The sequence below is a fragment of the Marinobacter zhanjiangensis genome (assembly GCF_014651935.1).
In the GTDB taxonomy this organism is placed as follows: Bacteria; Pseudomonadota; Gammaproteobacteria; order Pseudomonadales; family Oleiphilaceae; genus Marinobacter; species Marinobacter zhanjiangensis.
The window spans coordinates 22,479-42,118 of record NZ_BMXV01000002.1 but is presented as its reverse complement, the minus strand read 5'-3'; the positions used below and the strand labels follow the sequence as shown (position 1 = coordinate 42,118).

At 52.9% G+C, this 19,640-nt stretch carries 10 protein-coding genes; 3 read left to right on the top strand and 7 right to left on the bottom strand.

Annotation, left to right across the window (positions count from 1 at the left end; genetic code table 11):
- Positions 1-44 precede the first annotated feature (44 nt).
- The 6 genes from IE079_RS03675 to IE079_RS03650 form a co-directional block, all read right to left on the bottom strand.
- Complete coding sequence (locus tag IE079_RS03675) at positions 45-4,547, bottom strand: coiled-coil domain-containing protein (RefSeq protein ID WP_189573077.1); 4,503 nt, start codon at positions 4,545-4,547, stop codon at positions 45-47.
- The gene (locus IE079_RS03670; protein ID WP_189573074.1) at positions 4,531-5,370 is read right to left on the bottom strand and encodes a hypothetical protein; all 840 of its coding nucleotides are present in this window, start codon (positions 5,368-5,370) and stop codon (positions 4,531-4,533) included. The genes IE079_RS03675 and IE079_RS03670 overlap by 17 nt, the downstream gene beginning before the upstream one ends.
- Positions 5,367-10,700, bottom strand: coding sequence for an ATP-binding protein (locus tag IE079_RS03665; RefSeq protein ID WP_189573071.1), 5,334 nt, complete (start codon positions 10,698-10,700; stop codon positions 5,367-5,369). The genes IE079_RS03670 and IE079_RS03665 overlap by 4 nt, the downstream gene beginning before the upstream one ends.
- Positions 10,697-12,265 carry a hypothetical protein gene (locus IE079_RS03660; protein ID WP_189573067.1) on the bottom strand — a complete coding sequence of 523 codons (1,569 nt, stop codon included), beginning with the start codon at positions 12,263-12,265 and terminating at the stop codon, positions 10,697-10,699. Before IE079_RS03660 ends, IE079_RS03665 begins: the two co-directional genes overlap by 4 nt.
- Complete coding sequence (locus IE079_RS03655; RefSeq protein WP_189573065.1) at positions 12,265-16,308, bottom strand: NERD domain-containing protein kinase family protein; 4,044 nt, start codon at positions 16,306-16,308, stop codon at positions 12,265-12,267. The genes IE079_RS03660 and IE079_RS03655 overlap by 1 nt, the downstream gene beginning before the upstream one ends.
- A gap of 553 nt (positions 16,309-16,861) precedes the next feature.
- Complete coding sequence (locus tag IE079_RS03650; protein ID WP_189573063.1) at positions 16,862-17,398, bottom strand: YqiA/YcfP family alpha/beta fold hydrolase; 537 nt, start codon at positions 17,396-17,398, stop codon at positions 16,862-16,864.
- Here IE079_RS03650 and IE079_RS03645 point away from each other — a divergent pair.
- On the top strand, positions 17,378-17,638 hold the full coding sequence (locus tag IE079_RS03645) for a hypothetical protein (RefSeq protein WP_189573059.1): 261 nt from the start codon (positions 17,378-17,380) through the stop codon (positions 17,636-17,638). The genes IE079_RS03650 and IE079_RS03645 overlap by 21 nt on opposite strands.
- Positions 17,639-17,789: 151 nt before the next feature.
- On the top strand, positions 17,790-18,164 hold the full coding sequence (locus tag IE079_RS03640) for a hypothetical protein (RefSeq protein WP_189573055.1): 375 nt from the start codon (positions 17,790-17,792) through the stop codon (positions 18,162-18,164).
- A gap of 48 nt (positions 18,165-18,212) precedes the next feature.
- On the opposite strand, the gene IE079_RS03635 is transcribed toward IE079_RS03640, so the two are convergent.
- The gene (locus IE079_RS03635; RefSeq protein WP_189573052.1) at positions 18,213-18,851 is read right to left on the bottom strand and encodes a metallophosphatase domain-containing protein; all 639 of its coding nucleotides are present in this window, start codon (positions 18,849-18,851) and stop codon (positions 18,213-18,215) included.
- A gap of 114 nt (positions 18,852-18,965) precedes the next feature.
- Between IE079_RS03635 and IE079_RS03630 the strand changes: the two genes are divergently transcribed.
- The gene (locus IE079_RS03630) at positions 18,966-19,637 is read left to right on the top strand and encodes a hypothetical protein (protein ID WP_189573049.1); all 672 of its coding nucleotides are present in this window, start codon (positions 18,966-18,968) and stop codon (positions 19,635-19,637) included.
- Positions 19,638-19,640 lie beyond the last annotated feature (3 nt).

Sequence of the window (19,640 nt, the reverse complement as noted above, 5' to 3'; positions counted from 1 at the left end):
AAAGATTTGACTCAATGGTCTCGGTGACAATTCGCTGACTCCTTTCAACGCCCTAGATATTCACTAACGTGCCTCATCAAATCTCGTAATACATCAGGTTTCATTCGCTTAATCCGAGCCAAAATGTCCGTCAGATCGAGCTCATCGAGACGTGCCTCTACAAGGGAAATCAACCTCCCCAACGTTTCCTTCTCTTCCGGTAACAAGCCTTCCGGAGCCGCTCTCAGTTCGCGCAGCTGTTTCTCGCATTCCGAACGAGGAAGCTGAGTCGCCTCACGTTGAAGATCCGCAAACTGTTTCAACCATATTTCTGCCTCCTCTCGCGCTCTAATCTGTTGCAGTTTGACAATCCGGTTTGATATGGATTGGCGGGCAGCGTTAACGGCATCGAGCTCTGGCTGACCCAGATAAGAGGGCGGCTCTTTTTCCAAGACCCTGAGCTTCTGCTGAGCTTCGTCCATAGGAAGCATCCGAATGTCTTCCTCATAAGGGATAGAGCTTCGAACCCAAAGTGCCGCTCTCTCCCGCACGGCGGCAACACGTTCACATGCAAAGCTATCGTAGATCTCTTGAAAGCTCCAGAGCGGTTCAACTTCTTCTTGCTCGCACCAGCGCTCTAGCTCGTCACAACGTTCGGTAATTGCCCGGGCCAACGTCGCCTCGATCTCCTCAGGCCCCCCTGGAATCTCAGTCCACGCCTCGAAATCCGCACAGACCTTATCCAGCTGCCGGCGCGCATCTTCGATGTCACCGTAGTCTCGTTGTTCTGCGAACACATCGCGCAGGCGCTGCACTTGGGACCGAAGCTGGTAAGCTGAATCCAGAGAATGAATATATGCTTCGTACAGTTGCGCCAGTGTTCTTCGGTGCTCACTCACCATCTCTGAAGCCTCCGCGTCGAGGCTTTTGAGACGGTCTGTAAGGTCCTCGAGTTCAGGATCTTTAAGGATCCGGCTGCCTTCCTCGAGGACGTCGATGAACCGCTTCGCTTTGCCTCGGTAGTTTTCTAATTCGAGAATGGTAGATTGCGACGATATGGAGGTAACCTCGACCAATTGCTTCGCTTCGGTCAAGGCACTTTGGTACTTAAAGCGCTCTTCCACATGGGCGATGGAGTGGGTCTTCTGCTGTTCAACAGCAGCGGCCAGTTTCGGCAGTTCCAACTTTTTAAGGGTGGTTTCGGCCTTCTCCATTTGCTTCCGGAAGTCAGCCACCTGTTGGGGCGAGCGACACACCGATCGTTCAATCCAGCGGGCGCCCTCCTGGGCTACCCACTGTTGAACAACCTGCAATAAACTCTCGACTTCTTCGATGTGGGACTCTTCCCATTCGCCGTTGTTCACAAGTTCATGGAAGCCGAGAACTCGATCGCAAACCGATAGGCCTCCAATTGAGTTTTCTTTCTGTAACCGTCGTTCAAGCTCCCGCTGGATTTCTTCCGAGCGACGCTCAAACGCGGATAACTGCGTTTGAGATTCGCGAGCCTCATCAACGAGCTTTTCAAATTTGTAGAGAAGCTCGTCTGGCACGGGGTCCTCTTTCTCCATTAATTTGGCCTGCCGATAAAACTCGAGGCGTTGTCGGTGCCGAGGCACACTCTGCCAGCGATCGATCAAGCTCTGCCAGCGCTCAAGCGCACCTTCACTGATTGCTTGAACGGTCGACTGCGCCAGAGCCTTCGCATCAAAGTCTGAGATCTTTAGCGCATGGCCCAGCCAGGAAGACACGTCGTAGGTCTGCCCGGCAACCGAGATCCGCCAACGAGGGACCCGGCGCCCCAAAAATAGCCCCAATAACAGGCCAGCGGATGCGACGTTCAAGCCAAACGGCGGCGAAAACAGTGTTTGTCGGGTCTGCTCTAAAGAGCGCTCTGGATCATCCTTATGCCACGCATCCATCTGCTCCAGAACCGCTTTGACTTTTGGATGTGCCGGAACGCTCGAAACGTTGCCGCTCTGGTCCAAAATGCTCCAAGCATTCGCGAGCACGTGGGCTGCACGGTTACGGAGTCTTGAAGGGCGCGACTGAATCCATTCGTCGTTCAGTTCGCCTTTTACCAGTGCGCGAACCAACTCCAAAACGTCTTTCTTGGCCTGACTGCCAGCGCCTGACGCCGTCGCGAAGCCGTCGAACGGGAAGGGAATGACGCTCGGGTAACAAGCTGCGAAGATCTCTTGCCCAGCTTTTGTTAATCGCCTTGCATTGCCTTCACCGATTCCTGCGACTTGGCGATGTCCTTCTGACAAAGAGGCCGCAGTCACTTCCTGCGCAACACTTTGAGCACGAGACAGCTCTGCAACCACGAATCGACGGTATCGCTCCCTATCCTCAACCGATAAGCCACGTTCCAATACCCAATAGCGCTTTAGAGTTTCTGCTAAACGATCTTTAGAATCAGGAAGATAGACAACCCATATGGGCGCCTGCGTAACCCCCTTTCGCTCCAGCTCATTACTGAATATGCCAGCCACTGCTTCACGGAGCTCCTCCAGCGACTCATCAGAGGACACAAAGGTGTAAATGATACGGCCTTTAGCCTCATTTACATCGACGGCACGCGACCAATCTCTGAAGGCATTTGCAATTGTTTCAGTGACAGACTTAGATGATGCAAACAGAGGATCGAACTTCCAGTCCTGCGTGGTGATTAAATTTTCGTTTGCAAAACTGGTATCAACGTAAGAAAGGTTGCAGAGAATTCGGCCAAAATTAACAAACAGGTTCCCAGCATCACCAATATTGGGGTCACTGCAGCGGCTTCGCATGAGGCGCATAAATTGGCCACGTGTGGCCGCATCCTGCACCAGCTCGTACTGCCCGAAATCTGGGTTCCACTCCAAGACGCCCAGGTCTTCGGTCAGATTGGCTAATGTCTCATCTAATACCGTTTCGTTAACCCCCGCAGTGAGACGCAAGAAGTAGTTGTACAACTCTCTACTTGGGAGACGCACACCAAGCTTCAGGCCAACGGCGGAAGCGGCTAACACTTTTCGGTCAGGATGACTAAGCAGCGCTTTACGTTCTTCCAGAATTCCCTGCAGTGTCTCTGCGACGCTCCCCCCACGAGCCTGCTCTGCCGCCACGAATTCGGGCAGCATCCCGTTTAGCAGCAGGTCCGCAGCCGATATCGTTGTAGGTACTCCGTTAGCCGAGGTGATCGGTTGCTCTCCGAGCCTCTCGATGGCCTCTTTCGCAATATTTAGGGCTGAGCGCGACTGAACCACATCCTGCTGTCGGGTCAAAAACCAAACCGCGAAGGGATGTAACGGCCAGCACCCCAAGGCGATGACTTGCTTGAATTTATCGAACTCTTTCCAGACCGGGAAGCGACTGGCCTCGGGCACGGCCTGCAATAACAGACCATGTTCGGCTTCAACATGTTCGAGCTGAAGGACATCCCGCTCGACGAAGCCAGCTTGTTTTTTTTCGATTAAGTGAGCAAAAAGGGTTTCAAGATTGGTGGAAAGATAGGATTTTTTCGCAGCCTCAAAGCGCGTGATATAGCGTTGCAGGTGCATTAGATCCCGGCGGTCTAAACGGCTAACATAGGCTTTCAGGTCGTACTGAATAAAGCCCAAGAAACGTGCCCGGCCGCTGGCGTCTTGTATACCTTGAAATAATTGTTGGAGCGCCGAGTCGCCTGCGAGATGGGGGTGCTCTGCAGCATACTCCAAAAAACGCCCGAATTCGTCGAATAAGATAAACAAGCCACTGAAGGGTCCCTCAGCGTGGCAGAATTGGGTAGTAACTGCAGCAATGAGGTCTTGGACCGACTCATTTCCTTCGACCGGAATATGGGCACCGTTCGCGCTTTCGTATATACCGTCAACAGCTGTGTACGTTTGTTCATCGTGCTCATTGAGCTGCTCGATAATAGTCGCTTCATCCAAACCCTGCAGCGCATCTGCGAAATCGGATTGGCGCAGAGAAAAGTTGCGCAGCACGAAATTCGCAGCGATTTTGAACCTTGGCGATAATTCCTCGATGACCGATAGGTCACAACCTGCGTCCCTCAACTGCAAAATAATCTGGCGAGCAATTTCCGAGCCTAGATTGAAATTTGCCATGCCATCGAGCGGAACCACTAGAACCGGTTTATCTAACTGAGTCAGCGACTCAGATAATTTCCGCCCAACTTCGTCATCCGCGCGTGCCACACTCTCACGAATGGCGGTCGCATTAGGTGCAGTGGGGTTGGAAAGCAACTCGGCCAAGGTCACGGCAAGGTGGGACTTGCCGGAACCATAACCGGCAATGGCCAGTGAAAAGGGGTTTCCCTGTTTTTCGCTTCCTTGCGCGATTTCTTCTACGAGATTGGTAACGAACGTAGCGGTATCCTTCAGGACATAGCCATCTGCAGCGCTACTCGAATGAACCGCGTGATACCGTGGGCCATGAAACACGAAATTTGTTGCGGCTCTCTCAGCTCGCTCCGGGTTGTCCTTTACCCAGCGGAGTTGGACAGCACCCTCGAAAAACAAATCATCGCGAAAATGAACGATATCTCGGACAAGAATTCCGTCGTTATTATTAGATAAGCCGGTCATACATAACCTCTAACACATCATCCGTATTCATAAGACGGGTGAGAATCGGTGCCCCGGTTTGCCGATCCACGCGGAATAATCCGGCGTTTTCGCCAACGGCTAAGAAATCACTCTGTTCCTCATCGTTCCAACCAGTGGCAGCGATCAAGCCGCTTTCACTTTCAAGCTCACGCAGGGACACTTGACCTTCTTCAGGGCAAACGGCGTCCCACACCAAAAACAAAAGCGCTCCAAGCATATCGAAAAATGCCGGCTGCAACGGCATCTTGCGCAGTTGAATACGTCCATCTTCTTTTTGAATAGCCGCAGCTTTGCCAAACGCCGCAGGATCGGCATAGCTGCGCACCAACGGGCCAACGGCATCTCGGCTACTACCATATTTGTTTTCTAGATAGGCGTCGAACTGGGCTTCGTCCAGATTCCGTCCGAGCGCTTTCGCCACCTCTACAAACACAGCGTGCCACGCTTCTGCGCCACCACGAGCCCGGCACAGCATCAAGTGCAATGCCCATTGGGTAGTTTCTTCAATTAGGTGGCCATCCTCTTCAATGACAGTCTTTCCGAGCGGCGTCATGTGGAGCTGAACGCCTTTGCCGGCCTTATTGGTGGTTTCAATCAACCCCATGCCGCGTGCGTACTGCAAAAGAGGCCGAACCTTTCCAGAGCTGCTTCCGGTTGGGATGCCCGTTTGCTGCGAAATAGCGTCGATACTCAATGGGCCAAAACTCCCTTGAGCAAACGTCAACAACGCACTGAGATAGTGTCGCTCAGGCTGAAACGTCATATGGAAGCTAAGAGGCAAGCGTTCTTTTGCAGCGTTCACGACACCTCTCCCAATCTGTCACTCAGCGCGGTCACCGCCACCTTGCGAACCGTTACACGCAGATCCCCATTTGGACGCCGTTCATAGCCGGCCGATAGGCACTCACCCTTTTTCAGTGCGGACAGTTGTGTGGCCCAGTCCTCAGCCGAGCTGTTTGGAATCATATTCTTCAAAATCGTGGCATAGGTCCTTAGCTCCGTTGAGGCAGGCCCGAAGAACAGCTTGTGTGCCGCTTGGAACAGTCGATCTCGCTCATCACTACTGAAGTTACTCAACGTTTGGGTGGCCAGGATCATTGACGCACCAAACTTCCGACCTTCCCTGAGGTATTTCTCCAAGGGGGATCCGCTGCGGTGGTTAAGGTTTTGAACTTCGTCAAGCACAACCGGTAGTGGACGATCTTTTGAGCCCGTGCGCTTCATGAAATCCCAAAGATCCCAAAGAACAAACTCGATGATGAGGCGTTGGATTTCCGAAGGAATACTGACGAGTTGGAGAATCTTCACCAAGCTCTGTGCATCCCCGAATATCTCCGGCCAGGCACTCTCACTGGCGCTGGCAAAAGGCTCCGTGCGAGCCAGAGGCATGATTTTATTTGCCAGCAGGTCCTCCTCATCATCCTTCAGCTGGTCAAAAAGGCTTTCTAGTGTAAGGTGGCCTGTTTTCACACCCTGCTCGATACTATCAACCAAATTCGCTTTCTGCTGCTCGCCCAAGGAGCTGTAAACTGCGGTAAAAATACTTGCGACGCGCTTTGCCACGTCGAAGGGTTTTTCCATGATCGCCCCAATACCCTCAATCTCATCAGACTGCGGTTTAAATGGATCCAAGGGCAATTTTGTGCCCGCGGCCACGGCATAGCTTTGGGGCTGAGCCACGGTCAAGAGTTCGCTTTCAAGCTGCCGCGGTAGAAATCCATCTGTGTAATCAATAACCAGGGAGCTTTGCTTGGCCTTCGCCATTTCAAGCAGCAACGCTTGAATTGCGTAAGTCTTACCATTGCCTGACCCGCCAAAGACGAGCAAGTGTCTATTGGGCAGCTGTTTGTGGCCAAACTCCCAATAAACAGGCTGGCCTTCCCCGCCGTGTGCGGTTATCTCCTGTCCGATCAAGAGGCGATCCGGAACGCCCGACGATGGATCTTTAGGGGGATCAGCTGGTGACGTCTCTTGAGGACGCATACCCGTTGTCGTTTGCTCGGCCGCGGGCTCAGAGGCTTTCGTGACCGGCATCTCTGCCACCGGTTGTTGAGTCTCTTCTCGAGGCGTCGTTGGCGAATAATCATGCGTACTTGGAGCTGAAGGCTGCAGCGGGTTGGCCAAGGCTGGTGTCGAGTCACCCGGCGCTTCGCGGCTGTCAGGCAAGTCTCCGACCTGGACTGCGGTCAAAGGCCATATCTGATGCTTTACGTCATTCCTATCGTTGAGCAGGGCGTTGAGCGCCGCATTTTGGCCAATGGCCGCATGGTAAACCTCAAGCGCCTCTTTGTGCCCGTTCAACGACAAGTAGCCCGCTGAACGCGCTCTTCGCAACTCGAGCCCGTCCTCGGCCGAACGTTGATCGTTGGTCCAAAAAGTCGCGCCGACCGCGCGCCAATTTATAACAAAGTGACCTTCCGCCATCTGTTCAAGGGCATGTTCGACCATTTCCTTGTCGGACGGTTTGATCGACATGACATTGCGCACTACGAGTGCGCGATGAAGCTGCGCCCACCAGTAGCGTCGATCAAACGCAGCCGGCGGGGCCTCAGCCCTGACGGGAAGGAACAAACTGCTTAGGTGGGTTAGTCCGGCGGCCGCCTGGGCCACCGACTCTTCCACATGATAATTAGACTCTTGGCCGACCTTGCATTCAACGACGGTTGCATCGATCACCAGCGTTTCCTGCTGTACGCTGGCCTCAAGCAGCAGCAGGTCCGGTCTGAGTCCGTCGGACGCACCGTCGAACCAATGAACAAAAGAGTCCAAAGGCAAAGCGGCAGACACCAAGGAAGCAGAGCGGTCCAGGTACAGGCGATTAGCCATGGCGTAACCGATGACATCCCGCATCACCCCTTCGTTCCCCAATGCACTGACGAGCGAAAGTCCGGTGACGGACTGCGCCTCGTCCATGAGCGTATGAGCAACGGTATCACATTGTTCGGCGGGCCACTCGCGATAGATCTGGCCCAGCCGTCGGCTGACACCTCGCGCCAACTCTCCGGTGGTGTTGCTTTCCGTGGACAGGGTCAGGTTGAGTTCGCCATACGAGCCAACGCCAGAGGCAAAGCCAACCAGCTTTCGCTGATCCTGAGCTTTTTCCCCTTCATTCAAGATCAGCGTCTTATCAACGAACCGATCGACACAGGTCACCCACCGACAACAGCGATGCATTTCCTGGGTGAATTTCTGCTCTAAGTTGCCATATTCGACCTGATTAAAGATCACATGATGGCTACCTGGATAGTCTGGATTTTTGAGACGGGCCGTCATTTCTGCATGGCGCGCAGCCACTTTAAACCTTCGATTGCTCACCAAACCTCGGCGCAGATTAGGATCGGTTGAACTCGCTAGCCTTGGATGCTCGCAGATAGGGAATTTGCCCACTTGGCCCGCCGCCCAATCAATTTCGAAGGGTTGGGTTGGGACAACGGAGTCGCCTCCGCATTGATCATTGAGAAAGTCAAACAGGAACCCTACGTCATAAGCACCGTTCACGGATTCCAATAAGCTTTGCACCTCTTCACGGGTGCGGGCTGGACGGTAGGCAATTCTCAGCTTACACGGGCGGTTGCGATTTTCCTCTCTCCCATTCCAACGCTCTTGCCAGCGAAGCAAGACCTCCTGGGCTCGGGTTGCGGAGGGCCCGCGCCCAACCAAACGTACGCTTACGACAAAGGGAACGTCTGTTGCCCCCGATTGCTCTTTGGTTACTTCGGTAACGAAGCTATCAATGCCGGCGATGATGGGACGTAGATCTTCGACATTGGCCGCAAAAATGGAGAGGCGGTCGGCCGCATATGGATGAATCTTACTGAACGCCTTGAGGGTGCGTTGGATCATTGTAGATTCCGGCGTGATCCGCAAATACGCCGACAACCCCTCTTCGGACGACGCATCTTCAGATCGCATTTCCGCCTGAGCAGCCAAAGTAGGCGTCCTCTTCGGTTTCTCGCCCAAACGGTGAATCAAACCGAACGATCGAAGATTAGTCGTGAGCGTCCGCGAAGCATCAAATACCAGGCCGTAAAGTGGGCGACGCAACTCGACCAACCCCAGCAAACGATCAAAGGCAGCTTTACCGGCTTTTGCATCCTTCTGTAGTAGGGTCCGAAGCGTTTCACCAAGCCCATCGCGTAGGAACACTTCTCTTGCCTGCACCGTTTCCGCGATGGCGGGTGTGATGCCAGTAGCCACTAAGGCGGGGACAAACGCATTTGTCGGAGACAGGTTCTCAGGAACGCAGACGAAGGCCTGATAGAGGCGCCTTAGTAGATCAGCTCCTAGTGCACAACGGTCCTCGTCTCGTTTTAATGCCAAGTCCACCGTTTCGCTGTAGCTTTTCACAAGATCAATCAGTGGTTTATCGATCGCCGCAAAATAGCCTTCGTTAGCTAGCGCTGAAATAAACCCCCTATAAGCACTCGAAAGTTGATCAAAAGCGTCACGCGTCTTAGTGTCCAAATCCTCTTCCGGAATTCCTTCTAAGACATCCCTGACAGACGCTTCCCACATCCCGGTTGAAAGCAGCCGATTAGCTTCTTCGTCGTCAATTGCGAAATACAGCTCATCAAGGGCCGATCCCATGTGGATAACTGGCAATCGCAACGTGGGCTCTTTCTCCAGCGTTTCAAGCATGAATTGGGCAAAACTATGCCTAACACGTTCCTCGTGGTTGGGCGGTATGATCCAAATGAACGACCGGTCCACCGACAACCGGCTGACTTCGGCTTCGGCGGTGACACGAAAAGTCAACCGACTTTCCTTAATCCCCTTCGAAAAAATATCGACCGGTCGCTCATCTCGACCAAAAGCAACGGATAGAGGGACGGCCTTTTTCTCGACATCGTCATCATTAGGGTCGGAATCTAGTTCCAATTCAAAGTCGCTAAGAAAGCCGTCAATCCCACCGATCAGTCCACGATAGGCTTCCTCAGCGATACTCGAATCCTCTCCCTGCTTGGGAGTATCAAACTCGAACCGTTCGATAGTCACTCGAATCTGTTTGAGGTGTAAGGGGGCCCAATCGGTCCCACAACCCTTGGCGAATTCCTCAACAGTCGAAAAGATGGCGTTAGCCAAGGTTGAAAACGCCGGCCCTCGGAGACGCGTTGGCGTGTTACGACGATTTGACGTTTTCTTCGTCTTGGTCTTCAGGATCTTTATGACGGGTGCAAAATCTGTGTGCAGAAGCCGCTTTTCTGATTCACGCGTTCCCTGCTGGACGAACGTCTCAAGCGTATCGAGAAAATCGTCAGTAGAGTCATAAGGAGTGTGATTGATCACCTCAGGTGCGACCGCCAAGTCCTTCCTAGCCTGCTCGATATTCTGTAGAGCCTTCTTTCGACCGCTGGCTTCCCGATACGCATCCCTCTTAAACAAGCGTGCGGCGTCATCGAGCAAGGTCAATCGCTTGGCAGGATTGGCCGGGGAAAAAATAGGCGGGATGCCCCAAACTGGCAGATTTTCATAAGCCAGAGCCAAAGTTTCACTGGCATTGTTACAGTTGATGGCCTTGGGAAGCAGATTTTTTTCAAGGAACTCCGATAGCTGGAACAAATTCCTAGGCCGAATTTTAAATAGCTGTTCAAAAAACGCATTAAATTTATGAACAACACCGCCGTCGATATCGGGCAGATTGGCCTCGTGCAAAAATCTTTGAGCCCAATCCGTGTAATCGCTGTTCAGCCGTTCCCTGAAAAGCACAGTCTCGTTTACGACATTGAAATCAGCTAAGCCACCTCGGTCCGTAGCATGGTCGATACCCGCCAGCACCACCAACAGGAGATCTTGCCCCTTCGATGCGGTTAAGTTGCGGTAATGAGTAAGGCGATCTTCCGTATCCACCCATCCTTTGTTTTGGAGCCGAATTGCCTCTTCAGAATCGGTTTGCAATCCACTACTTAACCAATGTTGATTAAGCCCAAAAGCCACTTTCATGTGGTATTCAATCTTAGCGTTTTTAGAAGCCACATAATCCAATAGTTGTTCGAAGATAGCGTGGATGGCTTGTGGTGGCATGGACTGAGTAAACACGCGGAGTTCTGCCGGCTCACCCGGGGTTATATCCGCAAGCTCTCGCTCAACCTGCTCTTTTACATAGTCGACGACGGTCTGGGTATAAAATTTCATGTTTTCTTCTTAGCCGGGTTTTTAACAAGAGGCGTTGCATCAGAAAGGGGGATTAAGAACCCCCCACGCTTCAGCTCATCTTCAAGCCAAGCGGCACAGTCATTGGGGACTGCTGGTCGAATGCCGGCGCCGAGCGTGGAGAGCGCCTCCTGGATTTGAGTCGCACCCGCAGCGATACCGAAGTGACGGTATAAACGCTGCAAGAATTCGTCAAAAGGAAGACGCTCGCCCGGTTCCAGCAATACCGCAACCAAGGTTTCTACCAACGACGAAGGGAGCGTGAAACGCATGGGGCCTTTGGGTGGAACGATCAGCCCAATTTGTTTTCCAAGCGACCGAAAGAGCTTGAAGCCATGGGCATCCGCATTCCTGAAACTTTTATCGTCATCGGTTTGGGCCGAGAGGGTCGGTAGCTTTGTCGAGCGCACCGCGCCGTACAATAGTTCCTCGGTAGCACTGACGGATGCGCTAGATGCTTTCCCAAGGTCTGTACCTACTCCAGCATTGGGGCCGACGGTCACCCAGCTGTACCCACCCTCAAACTGTTTCTTGCCACCACTAGATCGTTCGCCAACCCACCGCACAGACTGGAAGCAGACACTGCGCAAAACGTGCAAACAGCAAAGGTCTTGAAGCACGCGCATTTTTTTGAGGGCATCTTGATTGGACAGGACAACATTGCTCAATTCCCAGGCAAACAGTGCTGCCTCACGCCAGCTTGCGGTATGTACCCATCCAAACGCCTGATGCGAGAGTTTTTCGTTAATGGCCGGGGTCTCCCCTGCGGCGTGTTCAATCACCGCACCCAATTGCGAAATCGGCCCATCGATCGCAAACAAAGTGTCGCTTAGCCCGTCGGCCAATTGACCACGGACAGCCGCCCAATCCACGTAACTGTATTCATCATTCAGCCACTGAGAGGCCTGTCCGCATCGCGCTTCCTGTAACACGTGCCAAAGCTGCAAAAACAAGACTTCGCCACCACGCGCCATAAAGTTATGGCTGCCCGTTGAAAAGTGCCTCTCAGCGGCGGGCCAATCCTCGACATTGGCCCCTTTCGCGTCGGTATGGCGCCAGTCAATCTCACGTGCAAGTAGAAAGTTCGAAGCCGGAATGAAACTGTGGGTGACCCAAGTCCGCTCCCCAGCAACGCCCACGAAACCTGAGAACAACTGTTGCAGAACCCGAACCGCTCGTTCACTGCCTTCCCCACTGTCGCTCTCGATGTTGGATTGCATGTCCTTGACCAACTGTGAAAATCGCTCAACATGTGTCTTGTGGCGGGTTTCGAGTTTCGATGACGGGAAGAAGGAGAACAGCTTCACGGCAAGCCGACTCTCGGGCAAGTACTCCAATCCGCCTTTGAGATCTTCAGGTAGATCAGGAAAGCCTCTTCCTATCTCACCAGCCTCGCTTTCCTTCTCAGAGCTAAAACACAATAGAAACTCTGCCAGGTACTCCAACGGGGTCTGATCTTTGTAGAATCGACGTCCGAACGCCCTCACGGCAGGGTTACTATCCGTTTGCTTTTCAATAGAGATATTTGGAAATCGTGTCGTGTTCATTATTGGTAAACCAACTTCTGGCCGCCGTCGACCGGCGTGAATTTGTGGATCCGAAGATCACCTTGGGCATCGATCTCAAGGAGTTTAACGTTATCGGCCGAGGCCCGTATCCGCTCCAACAAGTCGCTACGGAACTGTTCCAAGCTCGCCCCGTGGATGGCGTCTAAGTCACTCGTTAACTCGCCCAGGTCTTTACTGATGATGTAATCAAGTAACGGCAAACTCAGCTCCAGGCTTGCTTCCGTGAGGTGATGCTTCAGTACCGGCAAGCCACTGACCTCGTCGAGGTCGACGGTGAATTCATCAAACGGAATCTTCCCAAGCACGATTTGAACAGACTGGAACACCTTCTCATCGGGGCGCTTAAGCGTGATGTATAAGCTTTCACGTTTATTTCTGGGCACTGAGGCGCCGATGTACTCTTCCATTAACACTCCCAACACTTGTTTCACAAAGCGCTGTTTTTCCATACCCGACAAATTGTGGTTTTCGGACCAGGCCCGGAGTTTTCGGAGCATTGGAGACTGCAGAAAATCATCGAGGAAAACCTCAGCTGATGCGTGATATTCCTCACGAGGCGAACCGAACATGTAGGTGAGGCGCCGAATTTCCCGCCGAGCGTTCCCGTCGTTCGAACTGCCAAAGCGCGAAGCAAAGTGCGCCCTCACTTCACCGAGTTGGATGGGATAAAGCCAAGCGTCTTCAAGCTTGCCTTCGTGCATCTGTTGGTCGAAGGTCGGCGACGCAGCAATGCCAAAATGAAGGTCTGCCATTTGGCGTAGACAAGACAATGCGTCCACCGCCTGAAGACTATGTTGGCTACCATGGCCAAAGAAGGTCTCGCTGAACACGCCCCGGAATTTGGTTTGCGGATCTTGCCGGATCTGTTCACACGACAGCCCACCCGTGAGACTGAAGCTCAAATGGGCCGCTATCTGACGCATGGTCATACGCCGGCCATATGCATCGAGTCGACGGTAGACGTCTCCGACTCGTTCGCCAACGGTGTCAGCGCACTTATTCATCACTTCAACGTTGCGCCGTATCGGGCAGCGATCTTTCGCTTCGCAGCCACTACACCAGTCCCAGCCGGGATGGGAGACGAGCTTTGACAGCAGTCGTTCAGCGGTGTTGACGTTACTGAGCATGCTAAGGTTGGCCACATACACCCGTTTCGTACCATCAAGTTGCAGCAAGTTCGCGTCCGAGACTTTGTCCTTTAGGAGCGGCTGGTTCAGGCACTCTAGGATCTTTTGCTGAGCGTCTCTCTGGCCATGCCCTGCTTTCGCCATCAGTTCCGTAAACGAACTTAGGAGGGGTCCGGTATTACTCACGATTAAAGCACTGCCGGGTTGGTTGCATGCACTGTCTAGCTTTTGTGCTCGACTTTGTGCTGACAACTCACTCATGTCCTTCACAATCGTAAGCTTATGCCCCTCGAGAGCGACGATCTCTTCTTCTTCAGGCGATTTCGGTGCCGGCTCGTTGCCCGGGACGCCCAGGGCGCGCTTCCAGATATCCACAGCCACGGTTGACTTGCCATCGCCTGCATGCCCGGTCAATACAACCACGACATCACTCTGATTGGCCAGCAACTCCCGAATGCTTGAAACAAGATCAAGCTCAACATGTAGGTCAGTAAAGTAGGGACTGATCGCCTGAGCTTCCGCCAGCGCATACCGATTGTCGGCGGAGATATTATGTATGCTGTTCAGATATCGAACAAAACCATCAGCTGCTCGAGCGTGCTCTTTTCCAAGCTCCCCTCCAGAGACACCCGCTTCCTCATCTGTTAGAGGATTCGGCTCGTCTTTCGGTGTGTCACCGGCAGAATCTACGTCCTCTGCGCCTCTGTCCTCATCAACGAGTAGACTAGAGAATTCCCGTCGAATCATCGATGCAGATACCGAATCGTCTTTGGCCTCAAGCATGGACTGCAAGATTTGTTTAAGACGCTCGGATTGGTGCGGAGTCAAACCAGACTCGAACAGCAGTGGCACCTCTTCGGAGCCGGTAGGCCGTTTTCCGGTCGCCCATTCAATCAGGGTAACCGCCAGGGAATAGAGATCTCCCGTAGGTGACGCGAGGTAGCCTTCTTTGGTCATCAGGGCGTCAGAGGCATAACCAGGGGTGCCTCCAAGGACTTTGTCACCGCTGTAGCTTGCCAAGCCGAAATCAATCAATTTGGCGAGCTCTGTCTGGGCGTTAAAGACAATGTTCCCAGGCGTGACATCATTATGGGTGATGCTGCTCCGCGCGTCAGCGTCCCCTTCACTTGGCGGCGGCTCCAGCTCATGCAAACCCGCCAGACCCTGCAAAATCTGATCTGCCACCAACAGGAAGGGTTTGGAATTGGGTCGATCGCCCTTAGAGATAAGGCTTTTGAGCGTGTCGCCTTCAACGTACTCCTCGACGATACACCAATAGGCGCTATTCCACTGAAGAAACGAGCGATATCTGGCGACAAAAAGATTGTGCTTTGCCGCCCGTAGAAAATCTCGTTCCGCAAGGACCTTGTCTCTGGGCACATCGGCGTTGAAGATCTTCAATGCGGCCAAATCGCCAAGGCTGTCTCCTAGAAAGACATCACTAGTGCCACCAGAGCCAAGACTCTCTTTAAGAATCCAGATATTGTGTTCATCTCCCACTTGGGGTTTTCTTGGGTTCTCCTCAGGTATAGCGTTTTGGATTTCAGCAGGGCTTTCTCCAAGCCAGTCAGTGAGCTCACTAAAAACTTCCTGGGCACTTGGCCGATCGGCGATATCTACCGCTGTCATTCGTTGGGCGAGCTCGTTCAGCTGAACTTTATCTTCGTCTGTTGTTCTCTCCAGCAGTTCGCTAAACGTCTGCCCCAGGCTATAAACGTCGAAACCGTAATCCGCTTTCCCGGCTAGTGCCTCTGGCGGAAAGAAACGCTTTTCATAGTCCGAAAGGCTATCCGCCATGACTGTATAATCAGCGACGGGATCGAACACCAAGTCAAAATCCGTGAGCTCAACATGATCGTCTCGCCCGACAATAATGCTTCGCGGCGTCACGTTACGGTGAATAAGGCTCGCCTCGGAGTCATGAAGATGAACAAGCGCTCCGGCGATGTCGCGCACCACCCGCACACCGAACTCTAGGCTCACGTTAGTGTTAGTTTCCAAGACCTGATCGAGAGTTTTAACATCTCCCCACCGACAAACTTCCACAACGAGCCCCTTCTCGTTCGGCTGTTTTTTGACAGGTCTGATATGTGGATGCGGTGGCAAACGTTCGAGTACGTCGAGACTGCGAAATTGGCGCTCTTGCTGGTCCGGCGCCTCCGCTGCAATACCAAATACTCGTAATCGATAGAGTGCGTCACCGCGCTTTGGGCTTTCCTCGGCGAGATAGCTGACATAGCGATCGTTGTGCTCAAGGTCATGCAGAATTCGATATCCATGGATCTGATCCGCGTAGTCTTCTCGGCGACACCCTACCTCGAAGTTCTCATCCCAGACTCTGCGCAACTTGCGGAAATTTGGGGTGCTAAGCACCGACCTGCCGTTTTCCAGATCGCGCTTGACCCTCTCACGCAGATACTTCGCCAGTTCTGCCATCCCGACGAACGTTAGGTGGTCAGGCAAACGCTTGTTCTGGTCAAGCTGTCGGATGATTTCGAAGGCGCTATCTGCGCCCTCGACGGAGGATTTTTCAGATGTCAGTACGACGATCGACTGCACAAAGGGCGATCGTACAGCAGGTAAAACTTTCTCTATAAGGGATTTAAACACCTTTGCCTTAGGCAAATTTACGTTATGCGGATTGGGGACTGCCTGATTATTTCGAAACCACGAGTTTGGCGCGACATCGACTTCCCCGCGCCAATCCTTGAGTTCAATCACTGCCGCAAAGCTCTCAGAGATAAAGAGCGCATCGCATTCGCATACCCTACGCCCGGGATCCGTGATGTGGATACTCGGGTAAAATTCATGATGTTCTGAGGGAAGAAGTAGCGGTTTTAGTTCAGCAAAAGCGCGACGCTCATGCGCAAACTCAGAGTGGTCGAACGGCTTCATACTCGCACCTAAATATAAAAAGTGAAAACCTGATATTTTTTAGTCACTGCACTGTTTTATAAATTCTTAAGAAAAATCATGAAACCGCGCTGAACTACACACCTCATGCTTTCTGAAACTGACTGCCACATATTTTGAGAGGTTATCCCCACAAACTCTAGCTCCACACGAGACATAAAAATCTGACTTTAGCAGTCCGGTCTCCCTCCCAAAAACCATCTATGGCCTCAAAAATTTACTGCTGCTCCGGGGCTACAGGCCCTTAAGGTGTCACCCAAGCCTATCGCCTGCTCCTAAGAAGCAGCAACCCAATCCCCTCCGTCGGCTCAATTAGCCAGTGCTGTGTTAGGGCTTCAAGAAATACGCTGAGGCTGACCACCTGAGAAACCGTAGTGTTTCGTCTGTTGAGGGCATATTGAACGTCCACGTCACATCCCTGTTTAGTGTGTGCATGAAGGGTCTGGATGCATTCCGTTATTTTCTGTTATATCTTCCGGAGACACATGGGGCAATTAGCTTGCTGTTATGAAATGTAAAACCATGAAAAATCATATCAAATTGCCGACTTCTTACTCAGAAACTCCCGAATCGGCGCCACAATCTCGTCCACCTTCTCAAACTGATGGGCCCCACCAGAAAACTGTATAACCGGGAAATGGGGTGACAATGTCTCGACGGTACGCCGTGAATCGATCACCTCGTCACCGAGCTCCACAATCACCATGCCTCGCCCTTTTACCGGAAATGGACCATAACTGCTCACCGCTTCATGGGACAGTTTGCCCTGTAGGTCCTTGCCCACGTATTTATCCAGGGTCAGGTGGGGCTCAATACTCGGGTTGAGGGCGACAAAGGGCAGCCCTTCCTGCTCACCGATCTGCGCAGCCAGCCAGCCGCCCATGGAGGTGCCGACCAGCAGGTCGATATCGAGTTCCTTGACCGTTCGGGTTGCCAGCTCAACGGCTGCTGCCCTGCCCTCGGCGTAGTCCGGCGCGATGGCCGTGACCTTTCCCAGTTCTGCGAGAGCATCGTATTTGGGGCTCTGGGCTTTGACGGAGGAGTCAAAGCCGTGAATATAGAGAATGTTCATTGCTCAGCCTTCTATCGGGTGATGACGAATCAGGCATTGGCCCCTACACGGGTTCCGGAACCCGATCCAGAACCAGATGAACCATGCTTTGACCCGCTTTCCATTGGTGCTATATTCCAGTCAGCAAAAGCGAACTCCATGGATGAAGTTACGCTTCGCCAGAGAGCTTTGGCTCTCGGCGAGGCCAGCCAAAAAGGAATTGACCATGCCAGAAATCCTGCTCTCCAGCACTTCCTCTGACGCCCGTGCGGCACTCGGCCAATGCAGCCTGACAGACGATTCACTGTATAACCGGCACTGCCACTAAACCAATAGCGCAGGTTTCGCGCCGATCTGTTCACCAAGGCTCGTGCCGGGGAGTGGTACGACGCGATCATGGACTGGCTAGGCAATGACTTTATCCACTCAATTATTGGGCATCACTGCAGGTTTCATGTTTCTTGCGGCCCTGCTTTACGTGATATTTGGGCAGGTCACCGTAAGAAGACTGCGCAAGAACCCGGAGGTCCGCGACAAACTGGGAATGGAGTTGGCTAGTGGCTGGGACATACTCAATGTTGCGGGCGCGCTCTCTCGCCCTCACTGGCTGAGCCTTAGATTGCGAAAGTCCCGGCTCAGTTTTACAGCAGCGGATGAGCGGCCCATTTATGCGCATACGAATTGGTTCGATCGATTCTTGGGGCGCCTCTTTTTCTATACCTGGATTGGTTCCGTTATAGCTTTTCTGTTCATTGGAACCATTGCCCACTTCGGACTCATTGAGTAAGTGCCCAGCACCGGGGCAGCCCTCTTTTCTGGCCCGGTCGCAGGGACACTACCGCCCCAACTCAACCACCACCGGCGGGTTAACCGGCTCATACCGCACATTGCACGTACTGGCGTTGATAAACCGGGTACTGCCCTCGACGTATTCGCCGTAGCCTTCGTGGATGTGCCCGAAGATATGGGCCTTCAGTTTCAGCTGGCGCACCCTTGCCAGCAGATCCCTGCATCCCACGTTTTCGAACTCGAGGCCCGTATCCACCCGATCTGCGATCCCGTGGGGCGGCGAGTGGGTGATCAGCACATCGGTATTGTCAGGTATGCGCTGCCAGTACTGGTTGATCGGCTCGCCCCGGTCCTGCATGAACGCCCAGTCCATGAAAGTGGGTGACCACGGAGAGCCCCAGAAGCGCACCCCGTCGATCTCGATACCGCTGTCTTCAAGGTAGGTCGCGTTGCTCAACCTGTCCCTGGCCTGCTCCGGCGCTTCCTGGAACACCCAGTCATGATTGCCGGCAATGAGGATCTTGTGAGGATGAGGGAGGCGTCGAAACCAGCTGTTCAGTTCGGCGACATCCTCAATGGTGCCGGAACCAAGGCAGTCGCCGGCATGGATCAGCACGTCCCCGTCCGGAACCTCGGGAATCTGGCGATGCAGGCTGTGGGTGTCAGAGATACAGACGAGTTTCATGAAACTGCCTCATCAAAAATAATGTTAAATCTTTCAGAATGTTATCGCTCTACTGACAAGCGGCATACATACTGCCTGGCCGGATTTTCATTTATCTCCCCAGAGACCCGAATCATGTCCCAGGTCCGTTCTTCCAGCAACAACCGTGTCGAGCATATTGAACAGGCTTTGATGGCTGCACACCAGCACGCAATGGATGCCTGCGGCAGACCTCTTAGTGATATGCCGGAATACTTTATGTGCACCAGTGTTGCAGCGCACTTTGATCATCAGTTCTCCAACTTCCGATATCGCCTGGAGGGTTCTGTTTCGCAAATTATCAGGAGTTTGTCGATACCCGGCGAAAAATCACTCCTCAAGAAGAAAGAGACCCGCGCCTCCGGCCGGTTTGATGTGGTGCTGTTCACCAAAAAATCCGGAAAAGCAGCCCACATTATCGAGTTCAAGAAAGGCAGCAAGTTCACCTCACTGAGGTATGATATCGACCGTATTGCTCTGCTCGCCGACAGTGTCGGTGCCCGAAGCCGTCTTGAAACCAACTACCTGGTTTTCATCACCAAGCGTAAATCCGAGCGGGATCAGGAAAGCTGGCAGCAAAGGCTGGATGAGATTGTGGAAGACAGCCTGATCAGCAGGAAGAAATTCAGAAAAACAATGACCTGCAAGGTAAAATCGGTCTGGAGAGAGGAATCCGCCCTGCCCCAAATGTTTGCCGACGACAAGAAAAGCGGTAAAAAAACCAAGCCTTTCTCGGTTGTGATCGTGGAGCTACGCACCCGGACCTGAATA

Bases quoted from the DNA above. Each gene is read 5' to 3' on its own strand.
- IE079_RS03665 (WP_189573071.1), bottom strand. From the start codon at position 10,700: ATGAAATTTTATACCCAGACCGTCGTCGACTATGTAAAAGAGCAGGTT.
- IE079_RS03635 (WP_189573052.1), bottom strand. From the start codon at position 18,851: ATGAAACTCGTCTGTATCTCTGACACCCACAGCCTGCATCGCCAGATT.
- IE079_RS03660 (WP_189573067.1), bottom strand. From the start codon at position 12,265: ATGAACACGACACGATTTCCAAATATCTCTATTGAAAAGCAAACGGAT.
- IE079_RS03675 (WP_189573077.1), bottom strand. From the start codon at position 4,547: ATGACCGGCTTATCTAATAATAACGACGGAATTCTTGTCCGAGATATC.
- IE079_RS03650 (WP_189573063.1), bottom strand. From the start codon at position 17,398: ATGAACATTCTCTATATTCACGGCTTTGACTCCTCCGTCAAAGCCCAG.
- IE079_RS03640 (WP_189573055.1), top strand. From the start codon at position 17,790: ATGACTTTATCCACTCAATTATTGGGCATCACTGCAGGTTTCATGTTT.
- IE079_RS03655 (WP_189573065.1), bottom strand. From the start codon at position 16,308: ATGAAGCCGTTCGACCACTCTGAGTTTGCGCATGAGCGTCGCGCTTTT.
- IE079_RS03630 (WP_189573049.1), top strand. From the start codon at position 18,966: ATGTCCCAGGTCCGTTCTTCCAGCAACAACCGTGTCGAGCATATTGAA.